Source organism: Umezawaea sp. Da 62-37 (genome assembly GCF_032460545.1).
Lineage (GTDB): Bacteria > Actinomycetota > Actinomycetes > Mycobacteriales > Pseudonocardiaceae > Umezawaea.
Genome location: NZ_CP135965.1, coordinates 1,391,396 through 1,414,787, shown reverse-complemented (window position 1 = coordinate 1,414,787; position 23,392 = coordinate 1,391,396). Strand labels below are relative to the sequence as shown.

The 23,392-nt window shown below is 72.6% G+C and carries 19 protein-coding genes; 12 read left to right on the top strand and 7 right to left on the bottom strand.

Annotated elements, in window-relative coordinates:
* Positions 1-70: 70 nt before the first annotated feature.
* Genes paaA through pcaB form a run of 7 tightly spaced genes read left to right on the top strand, consistent with a single transcriptional unit; the run spans position 71 to position 7,005 of the window.
* Positions 71-991 (top strand): 1,2-phenylacetyl-CoA epoxidase subunit PaaA, encoded by a 921-nt coding sequence (paaA, locus tag RM788_RS05865; protein ID WP_315934985.1) that lies wholly within the window; start codon positions 71-73, stop codon positions 989-991.
* Positions 988-1,278: a 1,2-phenylacetyl-CoA epoxidase subunit PaaB gene (paaB, locus tag RM788_RS05860; protein ID WP_315930472.1), complete on the top strand. Its 291-nt coding sequence runs from the start codon at positions 988-990 to the stop codon at positions 1,276-1,278. Before paaA ends, paaB begins: the two co-directional genes overlap by 4 nt.
* Complete coding sequence (gene paaC / locus RM788_RS05855) at positions 1,275-2,015, top strand: 1,2-phenylacetyl-CoA epoxidase subunit PaaC (RefSeq protein WP_315930471.1); 741 nt, start codon at positions 1,275-1,277, stop codon at positions 2,013-2,015. The genes paaB and paaC overlap by 4 nt, the downstream gene beginning before the upstream one ends.
* Entirely contained in the window at positions 2,012-2,515 is a 504-nt protein-coding gene (paaD, locus tag RM788_RS05850) for a 1,2-phenylacetyl-CoA epoxidase subunit PaaD (protein WP_315930470.1), read from the top strand. The genes paaC and paaD overlap by 4 nt, the downstream gene beginning before the upstream one ends.
* The gene (locus RM788_RS05845; protein ID WP_315930469.1) at positions 2,515-3,618 is read left to right on the top strand and encodes a 2Fe-2S iron-sulfur cluster-binding protein; all 1,104 of its coding nucleotides are present in this window, start codon (positions 2,515-2,517) and stop codon (positions 3,616-3,618) included. The genes paaD and RM788_RS05845 overlap by 1 nt, the downstream gene beginning before the upstream one ends.
* Positions 3,619-3,655: 37 nt before the next feature.
* Entirely contained in the window at positions 3,656-5,605 is a 1,950-nt protein-coding gene (locus RM788_RS05840; RefSeq protein ID WP_315930468.1) for an FAD/NAD(P)-binding protein, read from the top strand.
* Positions 5,606-5,640: 35 nt separating this feature from the next.
* Positions 5,641-7,005 (top strand): 3-carboxy-cis,cis-muconate cycloisomerase, encoded by a 1,365-nt coding sequence (pcaB, locus tag RM788_RS05835; RefSeq protein ID WP_315930467.1) that lies wholly within the window; start codon positions 5,641-5,643, stop codon positions 7,003-7,005.
* Positions 7,006-7,054: 49 nt separating this feature from the next.
* Here the strand turns inward: pcaB and RM788_RS05830 are convergent, their stop codons facing one another.
* Both RM788_RS05830 and RM788_RS05825 read right to left on the bottom strand, forming a co-directional pair.
* Positions 7,055-7,903, bottom strand: coding sequence for an NAD-dependent epimerase/dehydratase family protein (locus RM788_RS05830; protein ID WP_315930466.1), 849 nt, complete (start codon positions 7,901-7,903; stop codon positions 7,055-7,057).
* A 43-nt stretch (positions 7,904-7,946) separates the two neighbouring features.
* Positions 7,947-9,164 carry an MFS transporter gene (locus tag RM788_RS05825; protein WP_315930465.1) on the bottom strand — a complete coding sequence of 406 codons (1,218 nt, stop codon included), beginning with the start codon at positions 9,162-9,164 and terminating at the stop codon, positions 7,947-7,949.
* 56 nt (positions 9,165-9,220) lie between these two features.
* On the opposite strand from RM788_RS05825, the gene RM788_RS05820 reads away from it, so the two are divergent.
* A complete protein-coding gene (locus tag RM788_RS05820) occupies positions 9,221-10,651 on the top strand; it encodes a MocR-like pyridoxine biosynthesis transcription factor PdxR (protein ID WP_315930464.1) in 1,431 nt (476 codons plus the stop codon).
* On the opposite strand, the gene RM788_RS05815 is transcribed toward RM788_RS05820, so the two are convergent.
* Positions 10,606-11,373 carry a hypothetical protein gene (locus tag RM788_RS05815; RefSeq protein ID WP_315930463.1) on the bottom strand — a complete coding sequence of 256 codons (768 nt, stop codon included), beginning with the start codon at positions 11,371-11,373 and terminating at the stop codon, positions 10,606-10,608. The genes RM788_RS05820 and RM788_RS05815 overlap by 46 nt on opposite strands.
* Positions 11,374-11,669: 296 nt before the next feature.
* On the bottom strand, positions 11,670-11,999 hold the full coding sequence (locus RM788_RS05810; RefSeq protein WP_315930462.1) for a hypothetical protein: 330 nt from the start codon (positions 11,997-11,999) through the stop codon (positions 11,670-11,672).
* Positions 12,000-12,013: 14 nt separating this feature from the next.
* On the opposite strand from RM788_RS05810, the gene RM788_RS05805 reads away from it, so the two are divergent.
* Both RM788_RS05805 and RM788_RS05800 read left to right on the top strand, forming a co-directional pair.
* The gene (locus RM788_RS05805; protein WP_315930461.1) at positions 12,014-13,816 is read left to right on the top strand and encodes a ThiF family adenylyltransferase; all 1,803 of its coding nucleotides are present in this window, start codon (positions 12,014-12,016) and stop codon (positions 13,814-13,816) included.
* On the top strand, positions 13,813-14,799 hold the full coding sequence (locus tag RM788_RS05800) for a 3-oxoacyl-ACP synthase III family protein (RefSeq protein WP_315930460.1): 987 nt from the start codon (positions 13,813-13,815) through the stop codon (positions 14,797-14,799). Before RM788_RS05805 ends, RM788_RS05800 begins: the two co-directional genes overlap by 4 nt.
* Positions 14,800-14,950: 151 nt before the next feature.
* Here RM788_RS05800 and RM788_RS05795 read toward each other — a convergent pair whose 3' ends face one another.
* The 3 genes from RM788_RS05795 to RM788_RS05785 form a co-directional block, all read right to left on the bottom strand.
* The gene (locus RM788_RS05795) at positions 14,951-15,496 is read right to left on the bottom strand and encodes an EF-hand domain-containing protein (protein ID WP_315930459.1); all 546 of its coding nucleotides are present in this window, start codon (positions 15,494-15,496) and stop codon (positions 14,951-14,953) included.
* 1,021 nt (positions 15,497-16,517) lie between these two features.
* A complete protein-coding gene (locus tag RM788_RS05790; protein WP_315930458.1) occupies positions 16,518-17,402 on the bottom strand; it encodes an NAD(P)-dependent oxidoreductase in 885 nt (294 codons plus the stop codon).
* On the bottom strand, positions 17,395-18,267 hold the full coding sequence (locus RM788_RS05785; protein ID WP_315930457.1) for an NAD(P)-dependent oxidoreductase: 873 nt from the start codon (positions 18,265-18,267) through the stop codon (positions 17,395-17,397). The genes RM788_RS05790 and RM788_RS05785 overlap by 8 nt, the downstream gene beginning before the upstream one ends.
* A gap of 89 nt (positions 18,268-18,356) precedes the next feature.
* On the opposite strand from RM788_RS05785, the gene RM788_RS05780 reads away from it, so the two are divergent.
* Together RM788_RS05780 and RM788_RS05775 are read left to right on the top strand one after the other, a co-directional pair.
* Positions 18,357-21,452 (top strand): AfsR/SARP family transcriptional regulator, encoded by a 3,096-nt coding sequence (locus RM788_RS05780; protein ID WP_315930456.1) that lies wholly within the window; start codon positions 18,357-18,359, stop codon positions 21,450-21,452.
* 255 nt (positions 21,453-21,707) lie between these two features.
* Positions 21,708-23,042, top strand: coding sequence for a GAF domain-containing protein (locus tag RM788_RS05775; RefSeq protein ID WP_315930455.1), 1,335 nt, complete (start codon positions 21,708-21,710; stop codon positions 23,040-23,042).
* The last annotated feature ends 350 nt before the right edge of the window (positions 23,043-23,392 follow it).

The following is a 23,392-nucleotide window of genomic DNA, read 5'->3' as shown; positions in this document are numbered from 1 at the left end:
GGCCGCCGCGCGCGAGGTGCCCGATCGGGGGCGTGCGCCCCTGGAGCCGGGGGACCGCACCGAGGCCGAGATGCTGGCGCGCTTCGAGGCGGTGATCGCCGCCGAGGAGAAGATCGAGCCGCGGGACTGGATGCCCGACGCCTACCGCCGGTCGCTGGTCCGGCAGATGTCCCAGCACGCCCACTCCGAGGTCGTCGGGATGCAGCCGGAGGGCAACTGGCTGACCAGGGCGCCGAGCCTCAAGCGCAAGGCGATCCTGCTGGCCAAGGTCCAGGACGAGGCGGGCCACGGGCTCTACCTGTACTCGGCGGTGGAAACGCTGGGCGTGGACCGCGAGTCCCTGTTCCGGGCGCTGCACGAGGGGAAGCAGAAGTACCTGTCGTTCATCAACTACCCCACAGCGACCTGGGCCGACGCGGGCGCGCTCGCCTGGCTGACCGACGGCGCGGCGATCGTGAACCAGGTGCCGCTGTGCCGCTCGTCCTACGGGCCGTACGCGCGGGCCATGGTGCGGGTGTGCAAGGAGGAGTCCTTCCACCACCGCCAGGGTTTCGAGGCGCTGCACGTGCTCAGCCGCGGCACGGCGGCGCAGAAGCGGATGGCGCAGGACGCGGTGGACCGGTGGTGGGGGCCCGCGCTGGCCATGTTCGGACCGCCGCACGCGCGGTCCACCCACTCCGAGCAGTCGATGCGCTGGCGGATCAAGCGCCACACCAACGACGAGCTGCGCCAGCGGTTCGTCGACATCTGCGTGCGGCAGGCCGAGGTGCTGGACCTGGAGCTGCCCGACCGCGCGCTGACGTGGAACGCCGAGCGCGGCCACCACGACTTCACCCCACCGGACTTCGACGAGCTGCGGCGCGTGGTCGCGGGTGACGGCCCGTGCAACCGCCAACGCGTCGGCAACCGCAGACGCGCGCACGAAGGCGGCGCCTGGGTCCGCGAGGCCGCCGTGGCGCACGCGGCCAAGCGCGGGCGGGTGCTCCGGTGAGCGAGGCGTCGGAATGGCCCCTGTGGGAGGTGTTCGTGCGGGCCAAGCGCGGACTGGGGCACCTGCACGTGGGCAGCCTGCACGCCGCGGACTCGCGCATGGCGCTGCACCACGCCCGCGACCTCCACACGCGGCGCGGCGAAGGCGTGTCCATCTGGGTGGTCCCCGCCTCGGAGATCGTGGCGTCCAGCCCCGACGAGCGCGACGCGTTCTTCGACCCGGCCGCCGACAAGGCCTACCGCCACCCGTCGTTCTTCACGCTGCCGAAGGGAGCCGAGCACCTGTGAACGCCGACTGCCGGTACGTGCTGAGGCTGGGCGACGACGCCCTGATCGCGGCCCAGCGGCTCGTCCAGTGGTGCTCGCGGGCGCCCGCGCTGGAGGAGGACGTGGCGCTGGCCAACATCGCGCTCGACCAGCTCGGCCAGGCCCGTGCGCTGCTCACCGCCGCGGGCGACCTCGAAGGGCTCGGTCGCGACGAGGACGCGTTGGCCTTCTTGCGGACCGAGGCGGAGTTCGGCAACGTGCTGCTCGTGGAGCTGGCCAACGGCGACTTCGCCTTCTCCGTGGCGAAGTTGCTGTTCTTCGGCGCCTACCAGAACCTGCTCTACCAGGAGCTGTCCACTTCGGACGATCCGGTGCTGGCCGGTATCGCCGCCAAGGCCGTCAAGGAGACCGCCTACCACGTGGAGCACGCCGCGCTGTGGACCGTGCGCCTCGGCGACGGGACGGAGGAGTCGCACCGGCGGATGCAGACGGCGGTGGACGAGGTGTGGCCGTACACCCACGAGCTGTTCGCGGGCGACGACGTGACCGCGGCGGCAGGCCTCGCCGTGCCGCCCGAGGACCTCCGGCCCACGTGGTCGGACCTGGTCGACGAGGTGCTGGCCGAGGCGACCCTGCGCCGGCCCGCCGACGGGTGGGCGCCCGCGGGCGGCCGGGCGGGCGCGCACACCGAGGACTTCGGCTACCTCGTCGGCGAGATGCAGGTCCTGCACCGCGCCCACCCCGGTGCCCGGTGGTGAGCGCCGACACCGCCGCGGCACGGGCCCACGCCGCGGCCGCCTCGGTGCGCGATCCCGAGATCCGCGTGCTCTCGCTGGCGGAGCTGGGCATCCTGCGCGCCGTCGAGGTGGACGGGGACCGGGTCGTCGTGACCATCACGCCCACCTACCTCGGCTGCCCCGCGATGGACGCGATCCGGGGCGACGTGGTCGACGCCGTGCGCGCCGCGGGGTTCGCCACCGTGGAGGTCGTCACGTCGTGGTCGCCGCCGTGGACCACGGACTGGCTCGACGACGGGGCGCGGGAGAAGCTGCGCGCCGCGGGCATCGCGCCGCCCGCCCGCGTCGCCGCCCTGCCGGGTCGGGCGGTTCCGCTCGTCCTGCGCCCGCCCGCGCCCCGCTGCCCCTCCTGCGACGCCGCCGACACCGCGGAGATCGGGCGTTTCGGCTCCACGGCGTGCAAAGCGCTCCGGCGGTGCACGCGCTGCCAGGAGACCTTCGACCACTTCAAGGAGTTCTGATGGCGCTCGCCGCCCCGGACGCCCGCACCGCGTTCCACGAGCTGGCCGTGGTCGACCGCGCCGCCGCGTCGGCCGACGGCGGATCGCTGGCGATCACCTTCGACGTGCCGCCCGGACTGCGGGGGGTGTTCGCGTTCACCGCGGGCCAGCACGTCACCCTGCGCGCGGTGGTGGACGGCGCGGAGGTCCGCCGGTCGTACTCGGTGTGCTCGACCCCGACGGACCTGCGCGACCGGGGCGTGCTGCGGATCGGCGTCCGGCTGCTGCCCGGCGGCGTGTTCTCCGGGCACGCGGAGCGCGCGTTGGCGCCCGGCTCGACCGCGGAGGTGCTGCCGCCGCTGGGCGGCTTCGTCCTGCCGGGCACCGCGCGGCGCGGGCGGTACGCCGCGATCGCCGCCGGGTCGGGCATCACGCCGGTCCTGTCGCTGGCCGCCGCCGCGCTCGCCGCGCGACCGGGGAGCACGTTCACCGTGGTGCTGGGCAACCGCACGGCGGCCTCGACGATGTTCGCCGACGAGCTGGCGGACCTGAAGGACCGCTACCCGGACCGGTTCGCGCTCACCCGGCTGTTCTCGCGGGAACTGGTGGACGTGGGCCTGGCCGCGACCCGCCTCGACGAGCCGACCCTGGTCGGGCTGCTCGACGGCGTCCTGGTCCCGGCCGCTGTCGACCAGTGGTTCGTCTGCGGCCCCTACGAGGTGGTGGAGCAGGCGCGGCGGGTGCTGGCCGCTCGCGGCGTGCCGCCGGAAGCGGTGCGCAGCGAGCTGTTCCACGCCGGGCCGACGGTCGCCACCGCCCCGCCGCCACCCGCCCGCGACGGCGCCGCGCACGTGCTGTCCATCCGTCTGGAGGGCCGCACCACCGAGGTCCGGTGCGCTTCCGGCACGTCGCTGCTCGACGCCGCCCTGCCCGCCCGCCCGGAACTGCCCTACTCCTGCCGGACCGGGGTGTGCGGCACGTGCCGGGTCCGCGTGGTGACCGGCGCGGTCCGCATGCCCGCGACGTGGACGCTGAGCGACCGCGAGCGGAACGAGGGCTACGTGCTCGCCTGCCGCGCCACGCCGGGGAGCGACCGCGTGGCCGTCGACTTCGACGTCGCCTGATCCCGTGCCCGCCCCATCGAGCCAGGACGCCCTTGTGATGAGCAGCCACCCGTCCGAGCGGACCGCCGCCGACGTCCGCGAGATCTGCGTCGTGGGGGTCGGACCCCGCGGCCTGTCGGTGCTGGAGAGGTTGTGCGCCAACGCCGATCCCGACGGCGGGCCGGTCCGGGTGCACCTGGTCGACCCGCACCTGCCGGTCGGCGGCCAGGTGTGGCGGACCGACCAGCCGCGGTACCTGCTGATGAACACGGTGGCCTCGCAGGTCACGCTGTTCGTCGACGACACCGTGGAGTGCGCGGGGCCGGTCGTCCCCGGCCCGAGCCTGTACGAGTGGGCGCGGTTCGTCGCGCTGATGGACCCGTTCCCCGACCTGCCCGGCTGGGTTCGCGGGGAAGCCGCCCGGCTGGGCCCGGACACCTACCCGACCCGCGCGTTCTACGGGCAGTACCTGGTGTGGGTGCGGCAGCACCTGGTCCGCACCGCGCACCCGACCGTCACGATCGTCGACCACGAGGACCGCGCCGTCGACCTGCTCCAGGACGAGCCGGACGGGCCGCAGACTGTGGTGCTCGCGAGCGGCCGCCGGATCACCGGCCTGGACGCCGTGGTGCTCACGCTGGGGCACCTCGACCACCTGCTCGGCGAACGGGAACGGGCGCTGGACTCCTTCGCCCGCGACCGCGGCCTGACCTACGTGCCGCCCGCCAGTCCGTCCGAAGTGGACCTGGACGGGGTGGGGCCCGGCGAGGTGGTGCTGCTGCGCGGGCTGGGGCTGAACTTCTTCGACCACCTGGCGCTGCTGACCGCCGGGCGCGGCGGCGTCTTCGAGCGCGGTCCCGACGGGCGGTTGGCCTATCTCGCGTCGGGCGCGGAGCCCCGGCTGGTCGCCGGGTCGCGCCGGGGCGTGCCCCACCACGCCAGGGGCGAGAACCAGAAGGGCCCCTTCGGGCGGCACCTGCCGCTGTTCCTCACCGACGGGCGGCTGGCCGCGCTGCGCGGCCGCGCGGCCCGCGGCGACCTGCCGGACTTCCGTGCGGACCTGTGGCCGTGGATCGACCGCGAGGTGCGGGCGGTCTACTACGCGGCGCTGGTCGCGGGCCGGTCCGGGCAGGCGGCGGGCGAGCGGTTCACCGCGGACTTCACCCGTGTCGCGGGGGACCCGGCGGCCGAGGAGGCGCTGTGCGCCGCGCACGGCCTGGTCGAGCGGTGGGACTGGGACCTGGTCGCCAGGCCGTACCGCGACGTCCGGTTCACCGGGGCCGAGGACTTCCGGCGGTGGCTGGTGGCCTACCTGGACGCCGACGTGCGCGAGGCGCGGCTGGGCAACGTGCGCGGACCGCTGAAGGCGGCTCTGGACGTCCTGCGGGACCTGCGCAACGAGATCCGGCTGGCCGTGGACCACGGGGGCCTGAGCGGTGACTCCTACCGCGAGCACCTCCAGTCCTGGTACACGCCGCTCAACGCCTACCTGTCCATCGGACCGCCCGCGCACCGCATCGAGGAGATGGTGGCGCTGCTGGAGGCGGGGGTGCTCACCCAGGTCGGTCCCGGCATGGTCGTGCGGACCCCGGACGACGGGCGCGGCTTCCTGGCGTCCAGCCCCCTGGTGCCGGACTCGGCGCACCGGGCGCGGGTGCTGGTGGAGGCCCGCCTGCCGGACGCGGACGTGCGGCGAACTACGAACCCGCTGGTGCGGCGGCTGCTGGCGACCGGCGAGGGGACGCCCTACCGGATCGCGAACCGGGGCGGCGGCCACTACGAGACCGGCGGGCTGGCGGTGACCGCGCGTCCCTACCGGGTGCTGTCCGACGACCGGTGCCCGCACCCCCGGCGGTTCGCGTTCGGCGTGCCGACCGAGGCCGTGCACTGGGCGACGGCCGCCGGCGTGCGGCCGGGGGTGAACTCGGTGATCCTCGGGGACGCGGACGCCGTGGCCCGCGAGACCCTGGCATTGGCCCACCGCAGCGGCACCCGGCTCCCGGTGTGACCGGACGGTTTCGACGAGGGAACGAGGTGGGGGAGATGCGCGCCGACACCGGCCTGCTGTCGCCGGGATGGGCGGGAACGGCCCTGGACGACCTGCTCGACGACCGGGCCTGGCTCAGCGCCATGATCGCGTTCGAGGTCGCGCTGGCCCGCGTTCAGGCCGGGGCGGGGATCGCGCCGCCGCACGCCGCGGACGTCATCGCCGCGGCGGCCGACCCGGACCGGTTCGACTGGCGGCGGCTGGTCGCCGATGTCCGCGAGACCGGCAACCCGGTGGTCGGGTTCGTCGCGCAGCTGACCGCGCTGGTCCGGGCGGTCGACCCGGAGGCGGCCGACCACGTGCACCTGGGCAGCACGAGCCAGGACGTGCTCGACACCGCCACGATGCTGGTCTGCCGCGCGGTGCTCCGGCGGGTCCGCGACGACCTGCGCCGCACCGCCGCGGCGCTGGCCGGGCACGCCCGCGCCCACCGCGACACCGTGATGGCGGGCCGCACGCTGACCCAGCACGCCGTGCCGATCACCTTCGGCCTCAAGGTCTCCGGGTGGCTCTCGGGGGTGCTCGACGCGGTCGACCGGGTGGAGCGGGTGCTCGACGGCGGGCTGCCGGTGTCGTTGGGCGGTGCGGCGGGCACGCTGGCCGCCTACCGGGAGTTCGGCGCGGGCGGAGGGCTCGGGCTCGTCGGGCCGCTGGCCGCGGAACTCGGCCTGGCCGCGGCGGACGTGCCCTGGCACAGCACCAGGACACCCGTCGTCGACGTCGCCGCCGTGCTGGCGTTCACCTCCGGCGCGCTCGGCCGGATCGCGGTGGACGTGGCCGTGCTGACGCGCACCGAGATCGGCGAGGTGGCCGAGGGCGCGGCGCCGGGACGCGGCGCGTCGTCGGCCATGCCGCAGAAGCGCAACCCCGTGCGCGCCACGGCGATCACCGCCGTCGCGCGGCAGGTGCCCGCGCTGGTGTCCGTGCTGCACCAGTGCGCGGTCGTGGAGGACGAGCGGTCGGCGGGCGGCTGGCACGCCGAGTGGCAGCCCCTGCGGGAGGCGCTGCGGTCGGTCGGCGGCGCCGCGCGCAACGCCGCAGACCTGGCCGCCGGGCTCGTGGTGTTCCCCGAGCGGATGCGCGCGAACGCGGCCCTGACCGGTGGGGCGATCGTGTCCGAGCGGCTGGCCGTGGCGCTGGTCCCGATCGTCGGCAAGGCCGAGGCGAAGGCCCTGCTGACGGCGGCGACCTCGGCGACGGGCGACCTGCCGGACGTGCTGGCCGGGATGCTGCGCGAACGCGGGCACGACGGCGACCGGGACCGCTGGCGCGCGCTGTGCGACCCGGCGGGCTACCTGGGTGCGGCGGGCGAGTTGGTCGACCGCGTCCTGGAGCGCCACGAACGCCTGTCCCCGGCGTGACGGGGCCGGTCGGAGCCCGGCGGTGAGTCCACCGCCGGGCCCCAACCGGTCAGCCGAGGGTGGGGAAGCCCGCGCGCCACGAGGGGTAGCGGGGGTTCCAGCCGCGCAGGCGGGCGAGGGTGTTGTCCGCCCCGCGCTCCCACCCCGCCGCGCCGTCCCCGGTCGCGGGCTCCGGCGCGCCCACGGCACGGGCGAACACCGGTGTCCACTCGTACCCGGTGGCGGGTTCGTCGTCCACGACGTTGACCGGACCGGTCGCCCACGTCAGGGCGGCCGCGGTCGCCGCCGCGGCGTCGTCCACGTGGATGAAGGACGAGACGCCCGCGGTGGCGGTGAACCCGCCTTCCCGGAACTTCCGGCCGAAGAGGTCGTCCCGGCTGTACCAGGTGCCCGGTCCGTAGAACGTGCCGAACCGCAGCACCACGTGCTCGTCGACCTCGGCCACCGCCGTCTCCAGGGCGTGCACGCCGCCCACGGACACCGCTCGGGGCCCCTCGGCCGACAGGTCCAGCGGAGTCCGCTCGTCGGCGGGCTTGTCACCCGGCTCGTAGGCCCAGGAGATGGACTGGGCCACGACGCGCCGCACGCCCGCCGCCTTCGCGGCGTCGACGAGGTTGCGGGTGCCCTCGACGCGGAGGCGGGCGTTGTCCACCGCCGAATCGCCCGAGAGCGCGGTGAGCTGGTGCACGACGACGTCCGGTGCGGCGGCGGCGACCGCGACGGCGATCCCGTCCCGGTCGAAGGCGTCGACCCGCACGCCGACCGCCCCCAGGTCGCGCAGCGCCAGGACACCGGCGTCGGTCCGGGTGGTCCCGATGACCTGGTGTCCCGCCTCCACCAGGACGGGGACGAGGCGCTTGCCGATCGCGCCGGTGGCGCCGGCGAGGAAGATCCGCATGGTTGGCAGCTCGCTTTCGTTCTCCGACCCGTGCGGTCGGGGGTCAGGTTTGCGCGGTCGGGGTGATGTGCCGGTCGGTCGCCCACAGCAGGGCGGCCAGCGCGGCGAGGACGACGCCCGCGGCGCACACCCCGAGCCAGCCGACCTGCTGCACGAGGATCACCGCCAGGCCGCCACCGAGGGCTCCACCCAGGAAGTAGGACGTCATGTACGCGGTGGTGACCCGCGCCCGGATCTCGTTGGGGTACACGTAGATCCGGGTCTGGTTGAGCACGTGCACCCCTTGGACGCCGATGTCCAGCAGCACGATCCCCACCAGCAGCCACAGCAGCGTGGTGCCGCCCGCCGCGTTCGCCGCCCAGGCGATCCCCAGGAACAGCACCAGCACGCCGGTGACCTGGTGCGCCAGGCCGCGGTCGAGCAGCCTGCCCGCCAGCTGCGCGCACAGCACGCCCGCCGCGCCGACCAGGCCGAACAACCCGATGGTGGTCGCGGAGTAGTCGTAGGGGGCGCCGGAGAGCAGGAACGGCAGGGCGGTCCACAGGAGCTGGAACGACGCGAAACCCAGCACGCCGAAGGCCATGCGGCGGCGGAGGAACCGCTCCGCGCGGATGATCGTGACGACCGAGGCGAGCAGCTTCGGGTACGTCGTGCCGCGCCGGGCGGGCAGGTCCGGCAGCGTCAACCGCATCAGCACCGCCAGCAGCGCGACCAGCACGGCCGCGGCCGCGTACACCGCGTGCCACCCGGCCGCGTCGCCCAGCGCGCCGGACGCGGTGCGGGCCAGCAGGACGCCGAGGAACAGCCCGGTCATGAGCGTGCCGACGACCTTGCCGCGCTCGTCCGGTCGGGCCAGCGAGGCGGCGAGCTGGATGAGCACGTTGACCGCCGTGCTGGTCAGACCCACCACCGCCAGGCACACCAGCAGCACCAGGGGCCCGGTGGCCAGCGCGGTCGCGGCCAGTGCCGCCGCGCAGGCCGCGAGCAGCGCCACGACGAGCGTGCGGCCCGCGACCAGGTCGCCCAGCGGCACCACGAGCACGAGTCCTGCCGCGTAGCCCACCTGCGTCACCACCACGCCGCTGCCGACCACGCCGGGCGCGACGCCGAAGTCCCGCGCGAGGTCGGGGAGCAGCGGCTGGATGTAGTACAGGTTCGCGACGACGGCGCCCACCGCGAACGCCATGACGAACATGAGCGGTCGGGGGATGCCCACGCCGGGCGCGGGTGCCGGGCGCGCCGTTCCGGAGGGGGAGGCCATGTGATCACGCTACTGTTGTTTGGTCCAATGACTTGGTCCATCGAAGGCGGTGTGGAGTGGGCCATTCATCCCAAGAGGCGAGCCCGGACCCGGACGGCGGGCACCGCGGCGCGGTCCCGGCGGCGGGACTCGACCTGCTGATCGACATCCGGGGACGCGGCGGGCTGCGGAAGTCGGTGGAGGACGCGCTCAGGAGCGCGGTCCGGTCCGGCAGGCTGGTCGCGGGCACCCGGCTGCCGTCCACGCGCGACCTGTCCGGTCAGCTCGGCGTCGCCAGGGGCACCGTGACCCAGGCGTACTCGCAGCTCGTGGCCGAGGGCTGGCTGGTCGCCGCGGCCGGTGGCGGCACCAGGGTGACCGAGAACGCGATCGCGCCCGACGCGGGCCCGGACCTCCCGCCCGCGCAGGCGCGGGGCGCCTGGCACGACCTGCGGCCGGGGCGCCCGGACGTCGCGGCCTTCCCCCGCGCCGCGTGGATCCGGGCCGTCGGCCGGGTGGTCCGCGACTCGCCCGCCGAGGTGTTCGACTACACCGACCCGCGGGGCCGCCCGGAGTTGCGCGCCGCGCTGGCGGGCTACCTGGCGCGCGTCCGGGGAGTGCGCGTGCGGCCCGAGCACCTCGTCGTGTGCTCCGGGTACACCCAGGCGCTGCACCTGCTGACGGGGGTGTTCGCCGCGCGCGGGGCGGGCACGGCCGCGGTGGAGGACCCGGCCATGCCGGACCACGCCGCCATCGTAGGCGGACGGCTGCGGGTGCTGGACGTCCCCGTCGACGACGAGGGCATGACCCCCGCAGGCCTGGCCGACGCGGACGTCGTGGTGTGCACGCCCGCGCACCAGTTCCCGCTGGGCGTGAGCATGTCGCCGGAACGCCGCAACCACCTGCTGGCGCTGGCCCGCGCCCGGCGGACGTGGATCGTGGAGGACGACTACGACGGCGAGTTCCGCTACGACCGCCACCCCCTCGGCGCGCTGCAACCCCACGCACCCGACCGGGTCGCCTACGTCGGCTCGACCAGCAAGTCCCTCGGCCCGGCCGTGCGGCTGGGCTGGATCGCCTGTCCACCGTCCCTTGTGGACGACCTGGCGGCCGCCAAGCTGCTGGCGGACCGGCAGACCGGGTCACTGGACCAGCTCGCGTTGGCCGAGCTGATCCGGTCGGGCGACTACGACCGGCACCTGCGGGCCTCGCGGCTGGCCTACCGCCGCCGCCGCGACACCCTCGTGCGGGCGGTGGCCGACCGGCTGCCCGGCGCCCGCGTCACGGGGATCGCGGCCGGTCTGCACGCCATCCTCGACCTGCCGGGGGAGGACCAGGTCGACCTGGTGGCCCGGCTGCGGTCGGCCTCGGTGCGGGTGCAGGCGCTCGGCGCGTACACCCGGTCGACGACCTCCCTGCCGCCCGGCCTGGTCATCGGCTACGCGACACCACCGGGTCACGCCTACTCCGCCGCGATCGGCGCGCTGCTCGACGTGCTGGCCGGGTAGCGCGCCAGGCCGAGCCGAGCAGCCAGCAGCCCCGCGTGGAACCGGGACCGGGCGTCGAGCCCGCTCATCAGCTCGGCGACGTGCCGCCGGTAGGTCCGCACCGACATCTCCAGCCGCTGCGCGCCCACCTCGTCGGTGTGGCCCGCGCTCAGCAGCCGGAGCACGCGCCGGTGGACGCCGTCCTCCGGCCACGCCAGCTCCACCCGGCGCACCGAGCGGATGTCCACCGCGTCGTCCCACACCGACTCCAGCAGCGTCCGCAACGCCCGCACGGCCCACTGGCCCCGGAGCACGACCAGCCCCTCGTCCCCGGCCAGCAGGGCGATCCGGCCGTCCACGACCACCATCGTCGCCAGCGGCGAACCGTGCACCCGCACCTCCGCCCCGGCGAGCGCCGTCGACCCGTCGAACGCTTCCTCGACCGCCAGCTCGCGGGGGAACAGCACCCTGGCACGGGGATTCCCCTCCACGAGCGCGGACTGCACCTGCCGGAACTCCTGCTGCCCGGCGGGCAGCGGGAACACGGCCAGACTGGCCCACACCACCGGCGGACGGTGCCGGGCCTGCCGGACCAGGCGCGCCAGCACACCGCGCGTCGATTCCACAGGTCTGTCGTCGCGCAGGCGGTCCACCAGTTCGACGATCCGCTCGGCGTGGAACCGCATCTCGTTCAGCTCGTGCGACGGTGCGGGGGACAGGAAAGCGGTGTCGAGCTCCGTCATGACCGGTCCTTCGTGAGTAGGACGAACACCGCCCAGTGTCGGAACCGCCCTGAACCCCGCCTTGCCCCGATCTTGGTCGCCGCTTAACCCGGTCCGCGCCAGGGCCTCCGAGCTGCGCCGATCCCCGAGTGTGGCTTGGCTCACATGATGGGATCAGGCCAAGCTCGCTTCGGCCACTGGTGCCGGCCGCGGCGATGGTGTTCTCGATGCGCCGTTCCTCCCCTGGAAGCCGGCGCGCTTCCTGGGATGTGCTGCACGTGATGCTGTGCAAGGGATTCTTGACGCCGAGCCAGGTTTCATCCACCGATGACGCAACGAACATCGGTGACGAGTCCGCCGTCGCGCCGTCCGGCGCATGAACGCACATGGCGCCCGTATCCGCCAAGTGCGGCCATCGGGGCGTCGAGGGTGGCGTTGCCCGGTTGTTGTCGGTGGATGAGGGCATCAAGACGGTGGTGCACCGGGTCGACGACAAGACCTCCGACGCGCGCGGAATTCGTGAATTCAAACCGAGTTTCGCCTGCCATACCCGACCGGGTGATCTTGGCGTGGCAGGTTCCGGAAATTTGATCACTCGTCGTTACTCTTCGCGCATCCCCCGTGGCAACACAATCCTGCTCCAGCACAAGGTGGCTCAACCGTGCTCACTCAATGGCACATCAGCGCGTTCCTCGTCAGCGCCGAGGACGACGCCGATCCCGCTCTGGTCAACGACGTCCGCGAACTGAGGGCCAGGGTGCTCTTCGACCACGGCAGGCGTCCGGCGTTCCGCGCGGCGGACGGGTCGCATGTGGACGACCAGGAACTCGACTTCTTCGCGTGGCACTTCATCGCCCGCCGCGAGCCCGGCGGAACACCGCTGGGCTACGTTCGGCTCTCGACACCCAGAGCTGGGCACCTGTACCAATCGCGGGCGTTCCTCGGCGCCGAGCACTACGAGGAGACGTTGCGGAACGCGGGCGTGACGGCCGAGGAGACGTTCGAGCACAGCAGGCTCGTCGTGGAGCACCGCGCGCGGAAGCTGGGCCTCGGCATCCACCTCAACGCCGTCGCGATCGGCGCCGCGCACGCGCTCGGCGCGAAGGCGATGATCGGCACCTCCGGCACGAAGGACGGCCAGGACGCCTTCCACGAGCGGTTCGGCTTCACCGCGCTCACCGGCACCCGCCGGTACGTCGAGCAGTACACCGAGGACGTCGTCGTCATGCTCCACCGGGTCGCCGACGGCGCGGGCGAGCACCACGCCCTGGTCGAGCAGGCGCGGGCCGAGTTCCCGTCGTACGCCTCCGCCGCCCCGGCCTGGGCAGGCGCGGGAGGACACCGCCGCCCCGACGGGCTGACCGCTCGCGCGGACCAGGACTCCTGGCGGCCGGTGCTGTTCACGCCGACGGTCCCGGCCGACCGCGAGGCGCTCACCGACCTGCTCGCCTCCGGCGTGGTGCGAGAGGTCCACGACACGCTCGACGACCAACTGGAGGAGTTGGTCCGCAGCCGCGAGCCGTGGGACCGCCCGGACGCGGAAGCGTTGCGGCGCAAGAAGGACGAGCAGCTGGGAGGGGTCGACGCCTGGGAGTACGGCACGTGGGCGTGGTACCCGTGGTCGGCGCGGCTCGTGCACGTGCTGCCGCGCGAGGAGTTCCGGCTCGTGCGGACTGACCGCAACCGCGGCAAGGTCGAACGGCCGCAGCAGCGCGAACTGTTCGGCAAGCGGGTCGGGATCGTCGGGCTCTCGGTCGGCAACAGCGCGGCGGTCACGTTCGCGCTGGAGGGCATCGGCGGCGCGTACAAGCTAGCCGACTTCGACGCCTTCGGCCTGTCCAACCTCAACCGGCTGCGTGCGGGCGTGCACCACCTCGGTGTCAACAAGGCGGTGATCTCCGCGCGGCAGATGTTCGAGATCGACCCCTACCTCGACATCGAGATCTTCACCGATGGCTTGACCGAGCACAACCTCGACGCGTTCGTCGACGGACTCGACCTGCTCGTGGAGGAGTGCGACACCCCGTACGCGAAGATCGCCGCGCGGGAACGGGCGCGCGACCTCGGAGTCCCCGTGGTCATGGACTGCAACGACCGCGGCATGCTCGACGTCGAGCGCTTCGACCTCGAACCCGACCGCCCGCTGCTGCACGGGCTGATCGGCGACATCTCCTCGGCCGACCTGAAGACGTTGTCCCACCAGGAGAAGGTGGACATCATGCTGGCGATGGTCGACGCGGAGAAGATCAGCCCCGAGCTGAGGGCCTCCTTCGACGAACTCGGCAAGACGCTCAGCAGCTGGCCGCAGCTCGCCTCCGGGGTCGCGCTCGGCGGCGCGCTCACCGCCGAGGTAGCCCGCCGCATCCTGCTCGGCGCGCAGTGCATGTCCGGCCGGTTCTACGTGGACTTCGCCGAACTGATCACCCCGGCGACCAACACGGTCTCGATCGGGAGCCTGGTGTGAGCGCGCTCCCCGTCGTCATCGCCGGTACCGGGGTGCACCTGCCGGAGCGGGTCGTCACGAACGCCGACCTCGAGCGGATGATCGACACGAACGACGAGTGGATCACCAAGCGGACCGGCATCCGCGAACGCCGGTGGCTCGCACCGGAACTCGCGGTGTCCGACATGTGCGTCGAGGCGGCGCGATCGGCGATGGAAGCCGCCGACGTCACGGCGGCCGATCTCGACGTGGTCATCGTCGCCACCTACACCTGGGACCAGCCAATGCCGTCCACCGCGGTGATCGTGAAGGACGCGCTCGGCGCGCACCGCGCGTTGACGCTCGACGTCACGCACGCCGCGTGCCTCAACGGGGTGCAAGCGCTGATGCTCGCCGCGCACCTGCTCCAGTCGGCCGCGGCGCGCACGGTGCTCGTCGTCGCGGCGGACTGCGCGTCGCGGGTGACCGACCCGCAGGAGCGCATCACGCGGATCTTCTTCGGCGACGCCGCGGGCGCGGCGGTGGTGCGGCGCTCCACCACGGCGGGCACCGGCCTGCTGGCGTGGGACTTCGGTTCCGAACTGTCCTACGAGGTGCAGATCAAGGCAGGCGGCTCACGGCTGCCCACCAGCGCGGCCACGGTCCAGGCGCGTGAGCACTACGTCGCGATGAACGGCCAGGCCGTGTGGGACTCCGCGACGCGGTGGCTGCCGGACAGCATCACGACGGCGGTGGCGGCCGCGGGCGTCGGGATGGAGAACGTCGACCACTTCTTCCTGCACCAGGCCAACCTGAACATCATCCGGGCGGCGCTGGAGAAGCTCGGCGTGCCCGAGGAGCGCGCGCCGGTGACGCTCGACCGACTCGGCAACACCGGCTCGGCCGGGGTGTTCACCGCGCTGCACCACTCGTTCAGCCGAGGCCGGGTGCTGCCGGGCGAGGTGTTCGTGATGTCCGCCATCGGCGCGGGCTTCCAGTGGGGAACGCTCTGCTTCCGCCACTGAGCTGACCCGCCGCTTCCCGAGGGCACGGGGTGCGGCGTCCGGTCGCCAGCACGACCGGACGCCGCACCCCGACGAGGCTGACCCACCCATAGCCGAAGTCGCGTTGGACGCTGCTTCCGCTGCTTGAGCCGCTCACACCCTCGACACCGGCTCAGGCGAGAGGGCCGTACAGGTTGTTGCCCGGCGCCTCGGGGTCCGTGCTGGTGAAGTACTGCCGGGTGGCCGACGAGATCTCGTCACGGGTGAGGTAACCACTGCCATCGGTGTCGAGCAGGGTGAACACGTACTCGGCGTCGCTCTCGGCTGTGCCGTAGCCGGCCTGGAGACGCAGCCACTCAGCTCGACTGAGCTGCCCGTCACCATCGGCGTCACCCATTGCCAGGAGCGCGTCGATCGCCGGCTGGAACAGCTCCTGGTAACGGTCCTCGGCGGCGAAGGCCCTCATACCGCCGGTGAATTCGTCACGGGAGACGCGACCGTCACCATCGGCGTCCAGGTTGCCGACAAGGGACTCCCAGACACGCTGGAACCCGGAAGTGACCGCCTGCGCGGCAGGCGTCTCGGTGGCATGTCCACAAGCGGCAGCCACCTGAGCACCCCGCAAGACGAAGTCGTCGTGCTCGATGAAGCCGCTGTCGTCGGCGTCGAACTGGAAGAAGAACTTCGACCACTTGCGCTCGAGGAGGCTCTGGGACATGGAAACCCTTTCTCGGGAGGAGTTCGGTGCGCGCCACAGTAGACAGAGGACGAGCCACCCAACGGAGAATGGTCGTATTCACCCTCCGCAGCAAAAGCGCTGACGCCCCAGCCGTGATTCACTCAAAAGAGAAAAGCTCATCCCTCGAGTGTCTGATGCGAGCTACTGAGGTTAGGTGAGTCCGCGGTCGGTGATGCGGATCATCGACCACCGCACCATCGCCTCGTGGTGGTGATGTAGTCGTTCGTGGTCACGAACGCAGCGCCCATGACCGGCGATCCACGCCATCGTCCGCCCCACCCACGACGCGGCAACACCGTGACATGGGGCAGGTCGGATCACTTGGCGATCTCCACCACCAGATCGAGGCACTACGCGCCGGTCGGGCAGGTGCCGGTGTGACTGTCGTCGGCTGGCACCGGTTCGACGCGATCGCCTGCGGTGGCACGCAAGCGTCGCAGCAGACAGCGGACGACAATCCAATCCTGTGTGGACGCCGCAATCCCAACACCACTAACAGCGCTCCCATGGTATCCACGGCGATATGGAGCCTTGCCGAGGACGTAGGGGGTCGGGTCCACGATCAGCTGATGACAGTGCTTCTCCTGGCACTCACCCCAGCCCGCCAAGCACGTCGGATCGGGTAGCAATCGGTCGAACTGCCTCCACGGGGCGTCGGTGGGACTGGTGGGATACCGGCGTTCCCGCCGAATGAACTGGTGGGATGCGGCGAACAGGAGTGCCGCCACGCCCCCACCAGAACCGTGGCTCATCCCTCAGTCCGGGAACGGACACCTAACTACGCAGCTTGGGGCAGAGCCCTCCAATTCCTTTCCGTTGGTCCATGCGACCCCGACGGTGTGCGGTAAACCCGGCAGTCCGCGATATCGCCCGGACACGGCGTCGGGCGACCCCGCCCAGGACAGCGGGCAGCACCGCAGCGCGATGTGCCGCCGTGAGATCGCCCGGCGCGACCAGGTCAGGTGCGGCCCAGAAGACCCGGCTGGTGTTCGTGCGCCGGTCAGGTGGAGGTCGGCGGGGTGCTGATCACCTCATAGAGGCTTGTCCAGGAGTCGGTGCCATGGCCCGCGGCGATCGCTTGGTCGTAATGGGACTTCACCGCTGCGGGAAGGGCGGTGTCGATGCCCGCGTCCTCACTGGCACCGACCACGTGATCGGCGGTGGCGCCCATCATGAGGACGGTGGCCAGGGCACCGGGATGCTGGCCCTGGTCCACGGCGACAGCTGCTGCCTGGTCCAGGTACGAGGCCATGCCGTCGAACAAGGCGGCCGCGTAGGGGCGGAAGGTGGTCGCGGGCACCCCCGCCGATTTCAGCAAGGCGGTGGCGTGCAGGTAGGCGGATAGGGAGGTCAGGAAGATGTCCAGCTGCGCCTGGTAGAACAGTTGCGCCAAAGCGTGGTTGTCGCCGCGGTAGTCGGGTTTGCCGATCAGCCGCAGGGTTGGCTCGTGCGCGTCGAACGTCGGTCGTGGACCGCTGTAGAAGACGTACGCGGCGTCTGTGCCGACCAGTGGTGCGGGCACCATGATCCCGCCGACCAGCAGGGTGGCCTTGCGCTCCGCCAGCCAGGTGGCGGCTTCGCGACTGCGGCGCGGGGTGTCGGAGCTGAGGTTGACGACCACCTTGCCCGCCAGCGCCTCGCCCACGGGATCGAGCAGGTCGTACATCGCCTGGTAATCGGTGAGGCTGACGATCACCAGTTCGTTGGCGTGCAGCGCCTCCGCAACCGTCGCGGCCTGGACCGCTCCCTCGGCGACCAGGAGCGCGGCGCGGGCCGGGGTTCGGTTCCACACGGTCGTGGGATGGTCATCGGCGAGGAAGGTACGGACCATCGCCTGTCCCATCGGGCCGAGTCCGATGACGGTCACGCCTTGCGCGTCATTCATGGTTTGCGCCCTTCTTGAGCAGTTCGATCACGCCGATGATGTCTTCGTGGCCATGCCCGTCGGCGACCCTGCGGGCCATCAGCGGGCCGAGCGGTGCGATCAGTTCGGGGCTGATGCCGTTGTGCTCGGCCAGTTCCAGTAGTTCGGTGAAGCCAGCGGACTGCATGGCCAGGCTGGAGGCGACGCCGACCGAGTAGTCGCCGCGGTCGATCTGCTCGGCGGCCGACGCCGTGAAGCCGACCATGGTGGTGAGCCAGCGGGCCAGCAGCGGCGCGAAGGACGTCGCCGCCACACCCTCCGAGCCGATCACCGCGTAGGCGTGCAGGATGCCCGCCAGCAGCCCGTACATGCCGCTGAGCAGCGACAGGTCGTACAGGGCCGCCGAACCCGGATCGGTGCCGAGGTAGTGGCTCTCGCCGAAGCGGTCCAGCGCGGGTCTTGCATGGTCGAAGGCCGTCTGCGAACCGCTGTAGAGGACGAAGGCCGCCGGGGTCGCGATCATCGGGGGCACGGCCATGATCCCGCCGTCGAGGTAGTCGGCGCCGCGCTCGGTCGCCCACGCGGCGAGGTCGCGAGCCTGTGCGGGAGCGCAGCTGGTCAGGTTGACGATGGTCTTGCCGTCGAGTGGACCGACCGTGCTGAGCACGTCGCGCACGGAGCCGTGGTCCAGCAGGCAGAGGATCACGAGCCCGGAGGCCGCCACGGCGTCCTGCACTGTGCCAGCGCGCACGCAGCCACGCGGTTCTGGCCTGGTCGCGGAGCGGTTCCAGACGGTTGTCGGATGGCCTGCGGCGACCAGGGCTTCGGCGAGCGCCGAGCCCATCGCGCCCAGGCCCAGCACTGTCGTCGGGGTGAGTTCGGTCATGGGGCGAGTGTCGGGTGGGGTTCGCACGGTGTTCTGACGGTTTTCGCACGGCTCCGTTTTTGTCGGTGGCCGCGGATACCTTCCTCCTTGTGCGATTCGGAGTGCTGGGGCCGCTGGCCGCGTGGACCACCGACGGGCACCCGGTGCGGGTGTCCGAGGTCAAGGTGCGCGCGCTGCTCGCCGTCCTGTTGATCGAGGTCGGCAGGCCGGTGTCGGTGGACCGGCTCGTCGAGGACCTGTGGGGCGACCGCCCGCCTGCCTCGCCGTCGAACTCGGTGCAGACCAAGGTCTCCCAGCTCCGGAGGATGTTGGAGGACGGCGAGCCGGGCGCGCGACGGCTCGTGGTGCGGCAGGCGCCGGGGTACCTGCTGCGGGTCGAGCCGGACGAGGTCGACGTGACGCGGTTCCGGGCCTTGGCGGCGCGGGCGGCGAACGCCGATGACCCCCGACGGCGGGTGGCGCTGTGGTCGGAGGCGCTCGCGCTGTGGCGCGGGCCCGCGTTGGCGGACTTCGCGGACGAACCGTTCGCGACGGCGGTCGTCGCGCAGTGGGAGGAGGAACGCCTCGGCGCGCTGGAGGGCCTCGTCGAGGCGCGGATCGACCTGGGCGAACACGCCGAGGTGATCGGCGAGCTGAACGACCTGACCGAACGGCATCCGCTGCGCGAGCGGTTGCACGCGGCCCGGATGCGGGCGCTCTACTGGTCCGGCAGGCAGACCGACGCGCTCGCGGGCTACCGCGCGCTGAGGCAGCGACTGGCCGACGAACTGGGCGTGGAACCCGGTCCGGAGTTGGCGGCGGTGCACCAGGCGATCCTGGAGCACAACCTCGAAGCCGCGCCCCCGCGGCCGTTGTCCAACCTGCCCGCGCCGGTCAGCGACCTGATCGGCCGGGACGAGGCCGTCGTCGAGGTGGGCGGCCTCGTCGGGAAGCACCGGCTGGTCACGCTCACCGGTCCCGGCGGGGTCGGCAAGACGCGGCTGGCGGTGGAGACCGCCCGGCAGGCCGTGGCGCGCGACGGCACCTGGCTGGTCGAGTTCGCGGGTCTGGTCGACGCCCCGGTCGACGAGGTCGTCGCGGCGGCGCTTGGCCTCCGTGAGGACACCGGCACGATCGTGGAAGCGTTGCGGAGCAAGCGGATGCTGCTTGTGTTGGACAACTGCGAGCGGCTGGTCGGCCCGGTCGCGCAGTTCGCCGCATGGCTGTTGGCGGCGGCGCCGGGCCTGCGCGTGCTGGCCACCAGCCAGGAGCCGCTGGGACTCGCGGGCGAACAGCTCTGGCCGGTGCCGCCGTTGGAGGTGCCCGACGGGATCGGGCACCCGCCGGAGTTCAGCGCCGTCCAACTGTTCGTCGCGCGCGCCGCCGCCGCGGCGCCGGGGTTCACGCTGACGTTCGACAACCTGGAGGCGGTCGCCGCGATCTGCCGCCGTCTGGACGGGATTCCGCTGGCCCTGGAGATGGCCGCCACCAGGGTGCGCGCGCTCGGCGTGCACGAGCTGCTGGACCGGCTCGACGACAGGTTCCGGCTGCTCGCGACCGGGCACCGCGACGCGCCCGCTCGGCAGCGCACGCTCCGCGCGGTGATCGACTGGAGCTGGGAGCTGCTGTCGGAGGGCGAGCGCGCAGTGTTGAGCGGACTTGCCGTGCACACCGAGAGCTGCTCGCTGGAGGCCGCCGAGCGCGTGTGCGGGGGCGACGACGTGGTCGACCAGGTGGTGCGCCTGGTGGGCCGGTCGCTGGTGGTCGTGCTGCCCGGTCCCCGGTACCGGCTGCTGGAATCCGTGGCCGCGTACTGCCTCGAACGGCTGCGGAAGAGCGGGGAACTCGACGCGTTGCGGCGCGCGCACCTCGACTACTACACCGACCTGGCGGAACGGGCCGACAGCCGATTGCGTGGCGGCGAGCAACAGGCGTGGCTGAGGAGGTTGACCGCGGATGGGCCGAACCTGCGGACCGCGCTGGACCACGCGGTGCGCGACGGTGACGCGGACGTCGCGCTGCGGCTGGTCAACGCCCAGGCGTGGTACTGGTTCCTGCGCGGCAGGCTGCGCGAAGGGCAACGGTCGTTGAGCACGGCGTTGTCCGTCGTCGGGGGCGACGAGCGGCAGCGGGCTCGCGCGACGGCGTGGCTGGTGGGGTTCGCGGCGCTGATCGGCGAAGGCGGAGGCCTGGCCGAGCGGGCGGCGAAGGCGCTGGCCGCGTTCGAGGGCATCGACGACCCGGCAGGGCTGGCGCGCGCCCAGTGGTTCCTCAGCCACGTGCTGATCGGGTCGGGTGACCTGGACGCGCTGGCCGACCTGGCGGGTCGGGCGTTGGCCGGGTTCACTGCCGTTGGTGACCGCTGGGGTGTCGCCGCCGCGCTGGGCACCCTCGCCGCGCAGGCCCGGCCCCGCGGCTCGCTCGGGGACGCGCGACGGCACGGGGAGCGCAGCGCCGAGGTGTTCCGCTCGCTCGGTGACCGGTGGGGGCAGGTGAAGGCGTCGGACGTGCTCAGCTCGTTGGCGGAGATCGACGGCGACTACGACGAGGCGGAACGGCTGCACCTGGAGGCGTTGCGCGGCGCCGAGGAACTGGGGCTGTGGATCGAGATGTCCTACGAACTCTCGGGGCTGGGCCGCATCGCGTTGCTGCGAGGGGACTACGAGCAGGCCGAAGGACTGCACTGGCAGGCGATGCGGCTGGCCTCGGACCAGTCGCACCTGCGGGGAGTGCAGTTCGCCGAGGTCGGGCTGGGCCTCGGCGCCCGACGGCAGGGCCGGTTGGACAAAGCCGAGGAGCACTTGACGGCGTGGTTGGAATGGTGCCGGACGGTCGACGGCGAGCTGGGCGTGGCGCTGATCATGGCCGAACTCGGGTTCGTGGCCGAGCAGCGCGGCGACGCGGAGTTGGCGCTGGCCCGGCAGGCGGAGGGGTATCGGGCGGCGCGGGCGGCCGGGGACCCGCGGGCGCTGGCGCTGGCGATGGAGGGGTTGGCCGGGGCGCACGCGCTGGCGGGCGACCACAGGCGGGCGGCCAGATTGCTGGGTGCGGCTGCGGAGACCCGCGGCAAGCCGTTGCCCGTGGGGGAGCGAGGGGATGTCGAGCGCATCAGCGCTGCGGTGGAGTCGGCGTTGGGGAGTGAGGTGTTCAGGGTCGAGTTCGGGCATGGGGTGGAGGGGATCGAGAAGGTGGTGGCGGTCGGGTGATCGCGGCGGTCGGCTCGCCGCTACCTGCTTCCTGGGCTCGGTAGTTACACGCTCGGCTCCCTCGTGGATTCGTTCGGCCTTGCTCAAAGCGTGGACGGTGAGCTGCGGTCCGCTGCCTGCCGGAGTCTTCGCCCATGAACAAAGCTCACCTTCGTGGCACACCACGAAGGTGACGCCTGGTGAGTCATCACCCGCCAAGTCGCCGTCCCGGTATTACGGTGGACCCCACAAACGAGAAGAGGAACGGATCACACCATGATGGCGGCACCAGGCCAGCACCCCTCCGCAGCGCAGCCCTCGGCTGCCGGGCAGGTGGAGGAGGATGACCTGCGAGTTCTGTTCGGGCAGTCCACCGTCACGTTCGCCTCGCTGGTGGGGCCTGCGCACGTGGTGGAGTCGGCGAACCCGGCGTTCTTCGCCACGATCGGCGAGGACCGGGCGCGTACCGGTGTCCCGCTCGTCGAGGTGATGCCCGAATTGGCCGACCAGGGCTTCATCGCCCTGCTCGACGAGGTCCACCGCACCGGTGAGTCCTACATCGGCCGTGATGTGCGAGCCGTGCTCGGTACCGGTGCGCAGGCGCGGGAGGCGTTCTTCGACTTCACCTATGAGCCGCGGCGCGGCCCCGAGGGCGCGGTCACCGGGGTCCGGATGATCGGCGTCGAGATCACCCAGGTCAAGCACGCCCGGCGGTTGATGGCCGAACACCGTGCCCTGCTCGAGCAGATCGCCCGGCAGGCACCCCTTGGCGAGGTCCTCGACGGGATGGCCCGCTGCATCGAGAACCTGGCGCCGCAGGAAGTGCTGGTGTCCGTGTTGCTGGCGGAGCCCGACGGCCTGCACCTGCGCCACGGGGCCGGCCCCAGCCTGCCCGACTTCTACAACCAGGCCATCGACGGGATCGCCACCGGCGAGGGCGTCGGCTCCTGCGGCACGGCCGCCCACCGGCGGGAACCGGTCGTCGTCACCGACATCGCCACCGACCCGTTCTGGGACGACTTCCGCGACCTGGCCGACCAAGCCGGTCTGGCCGCCTGCTGGTCCACCCCGATCCTGGCCCGCGACGGGGGACTACTGGGCACCTTCGCCATGTACCACCGGGCCCCGCGCGTCCCGCAGGACTCCGACCTGGCCCTCGCTCGTGTCTTCGCCGGCACTGCGGCCCTGGCCATCGAACGCCACCACGACGAGCAGGCACGACGAGACGCGGAAACCCGCGCCGAAGCCGCCCGTGCCGCACTGGCCGAGGTGGTGAGCACGGAGCGGGAACTGCGCGCCGAGGCCGAGCAGCGCGCCACCGCCGCCGCGGAACTGGCCGACCGGATACAGGCCGCCGCAGCCTCGCAGGCCGCCGCACCACACCCCGAGCACTGTCAACTCGGCGGCGCCGATGGGTGCACCGCACCGGCCGAACTCAAGGTCGCCGACTCCTGGGGCGACTCGGCCTGGGGCTGCCACAGCCACGTCGAAGAGGCCATGGTCACCGTGCGGTCGGTGTTCATCGCCGACGAGGAACTCGGCGGCCTGGCCGCCTACGTCAACCGCCGACCCGCCCGAGCACGACACACCGACCATCCACCCACCACGTGAACCTCACGGTTGAACGCCGGCCGAAGGCTGCTCGTCGAGGTCTGAACGCCGCCGGTGCGGGCCCCGTTTTCGTGCTGGCGAAGCACTACGAGGTGCGGCGCTGGACCTTGTCCCTTCCATGCGGGCTTGGTAGGGGACCGCAGATCCTCGGGCAGCCCGGCCGCCTCGGCACGGCCCGGATCATCGGTTCACGATCTGGGGGGCGTACAACGCGCGATCGATGAACACCGCTCGCGCGTGCGGTGCAGAACGCATAGACCGCGACCTGCGCTGCCTGTTGGCCAACCTCGACCTGCTCAAGCCGCCGTCCGACACCTGCGGATCGCTCGTGCGTTCGGGGCTGCGTCGAT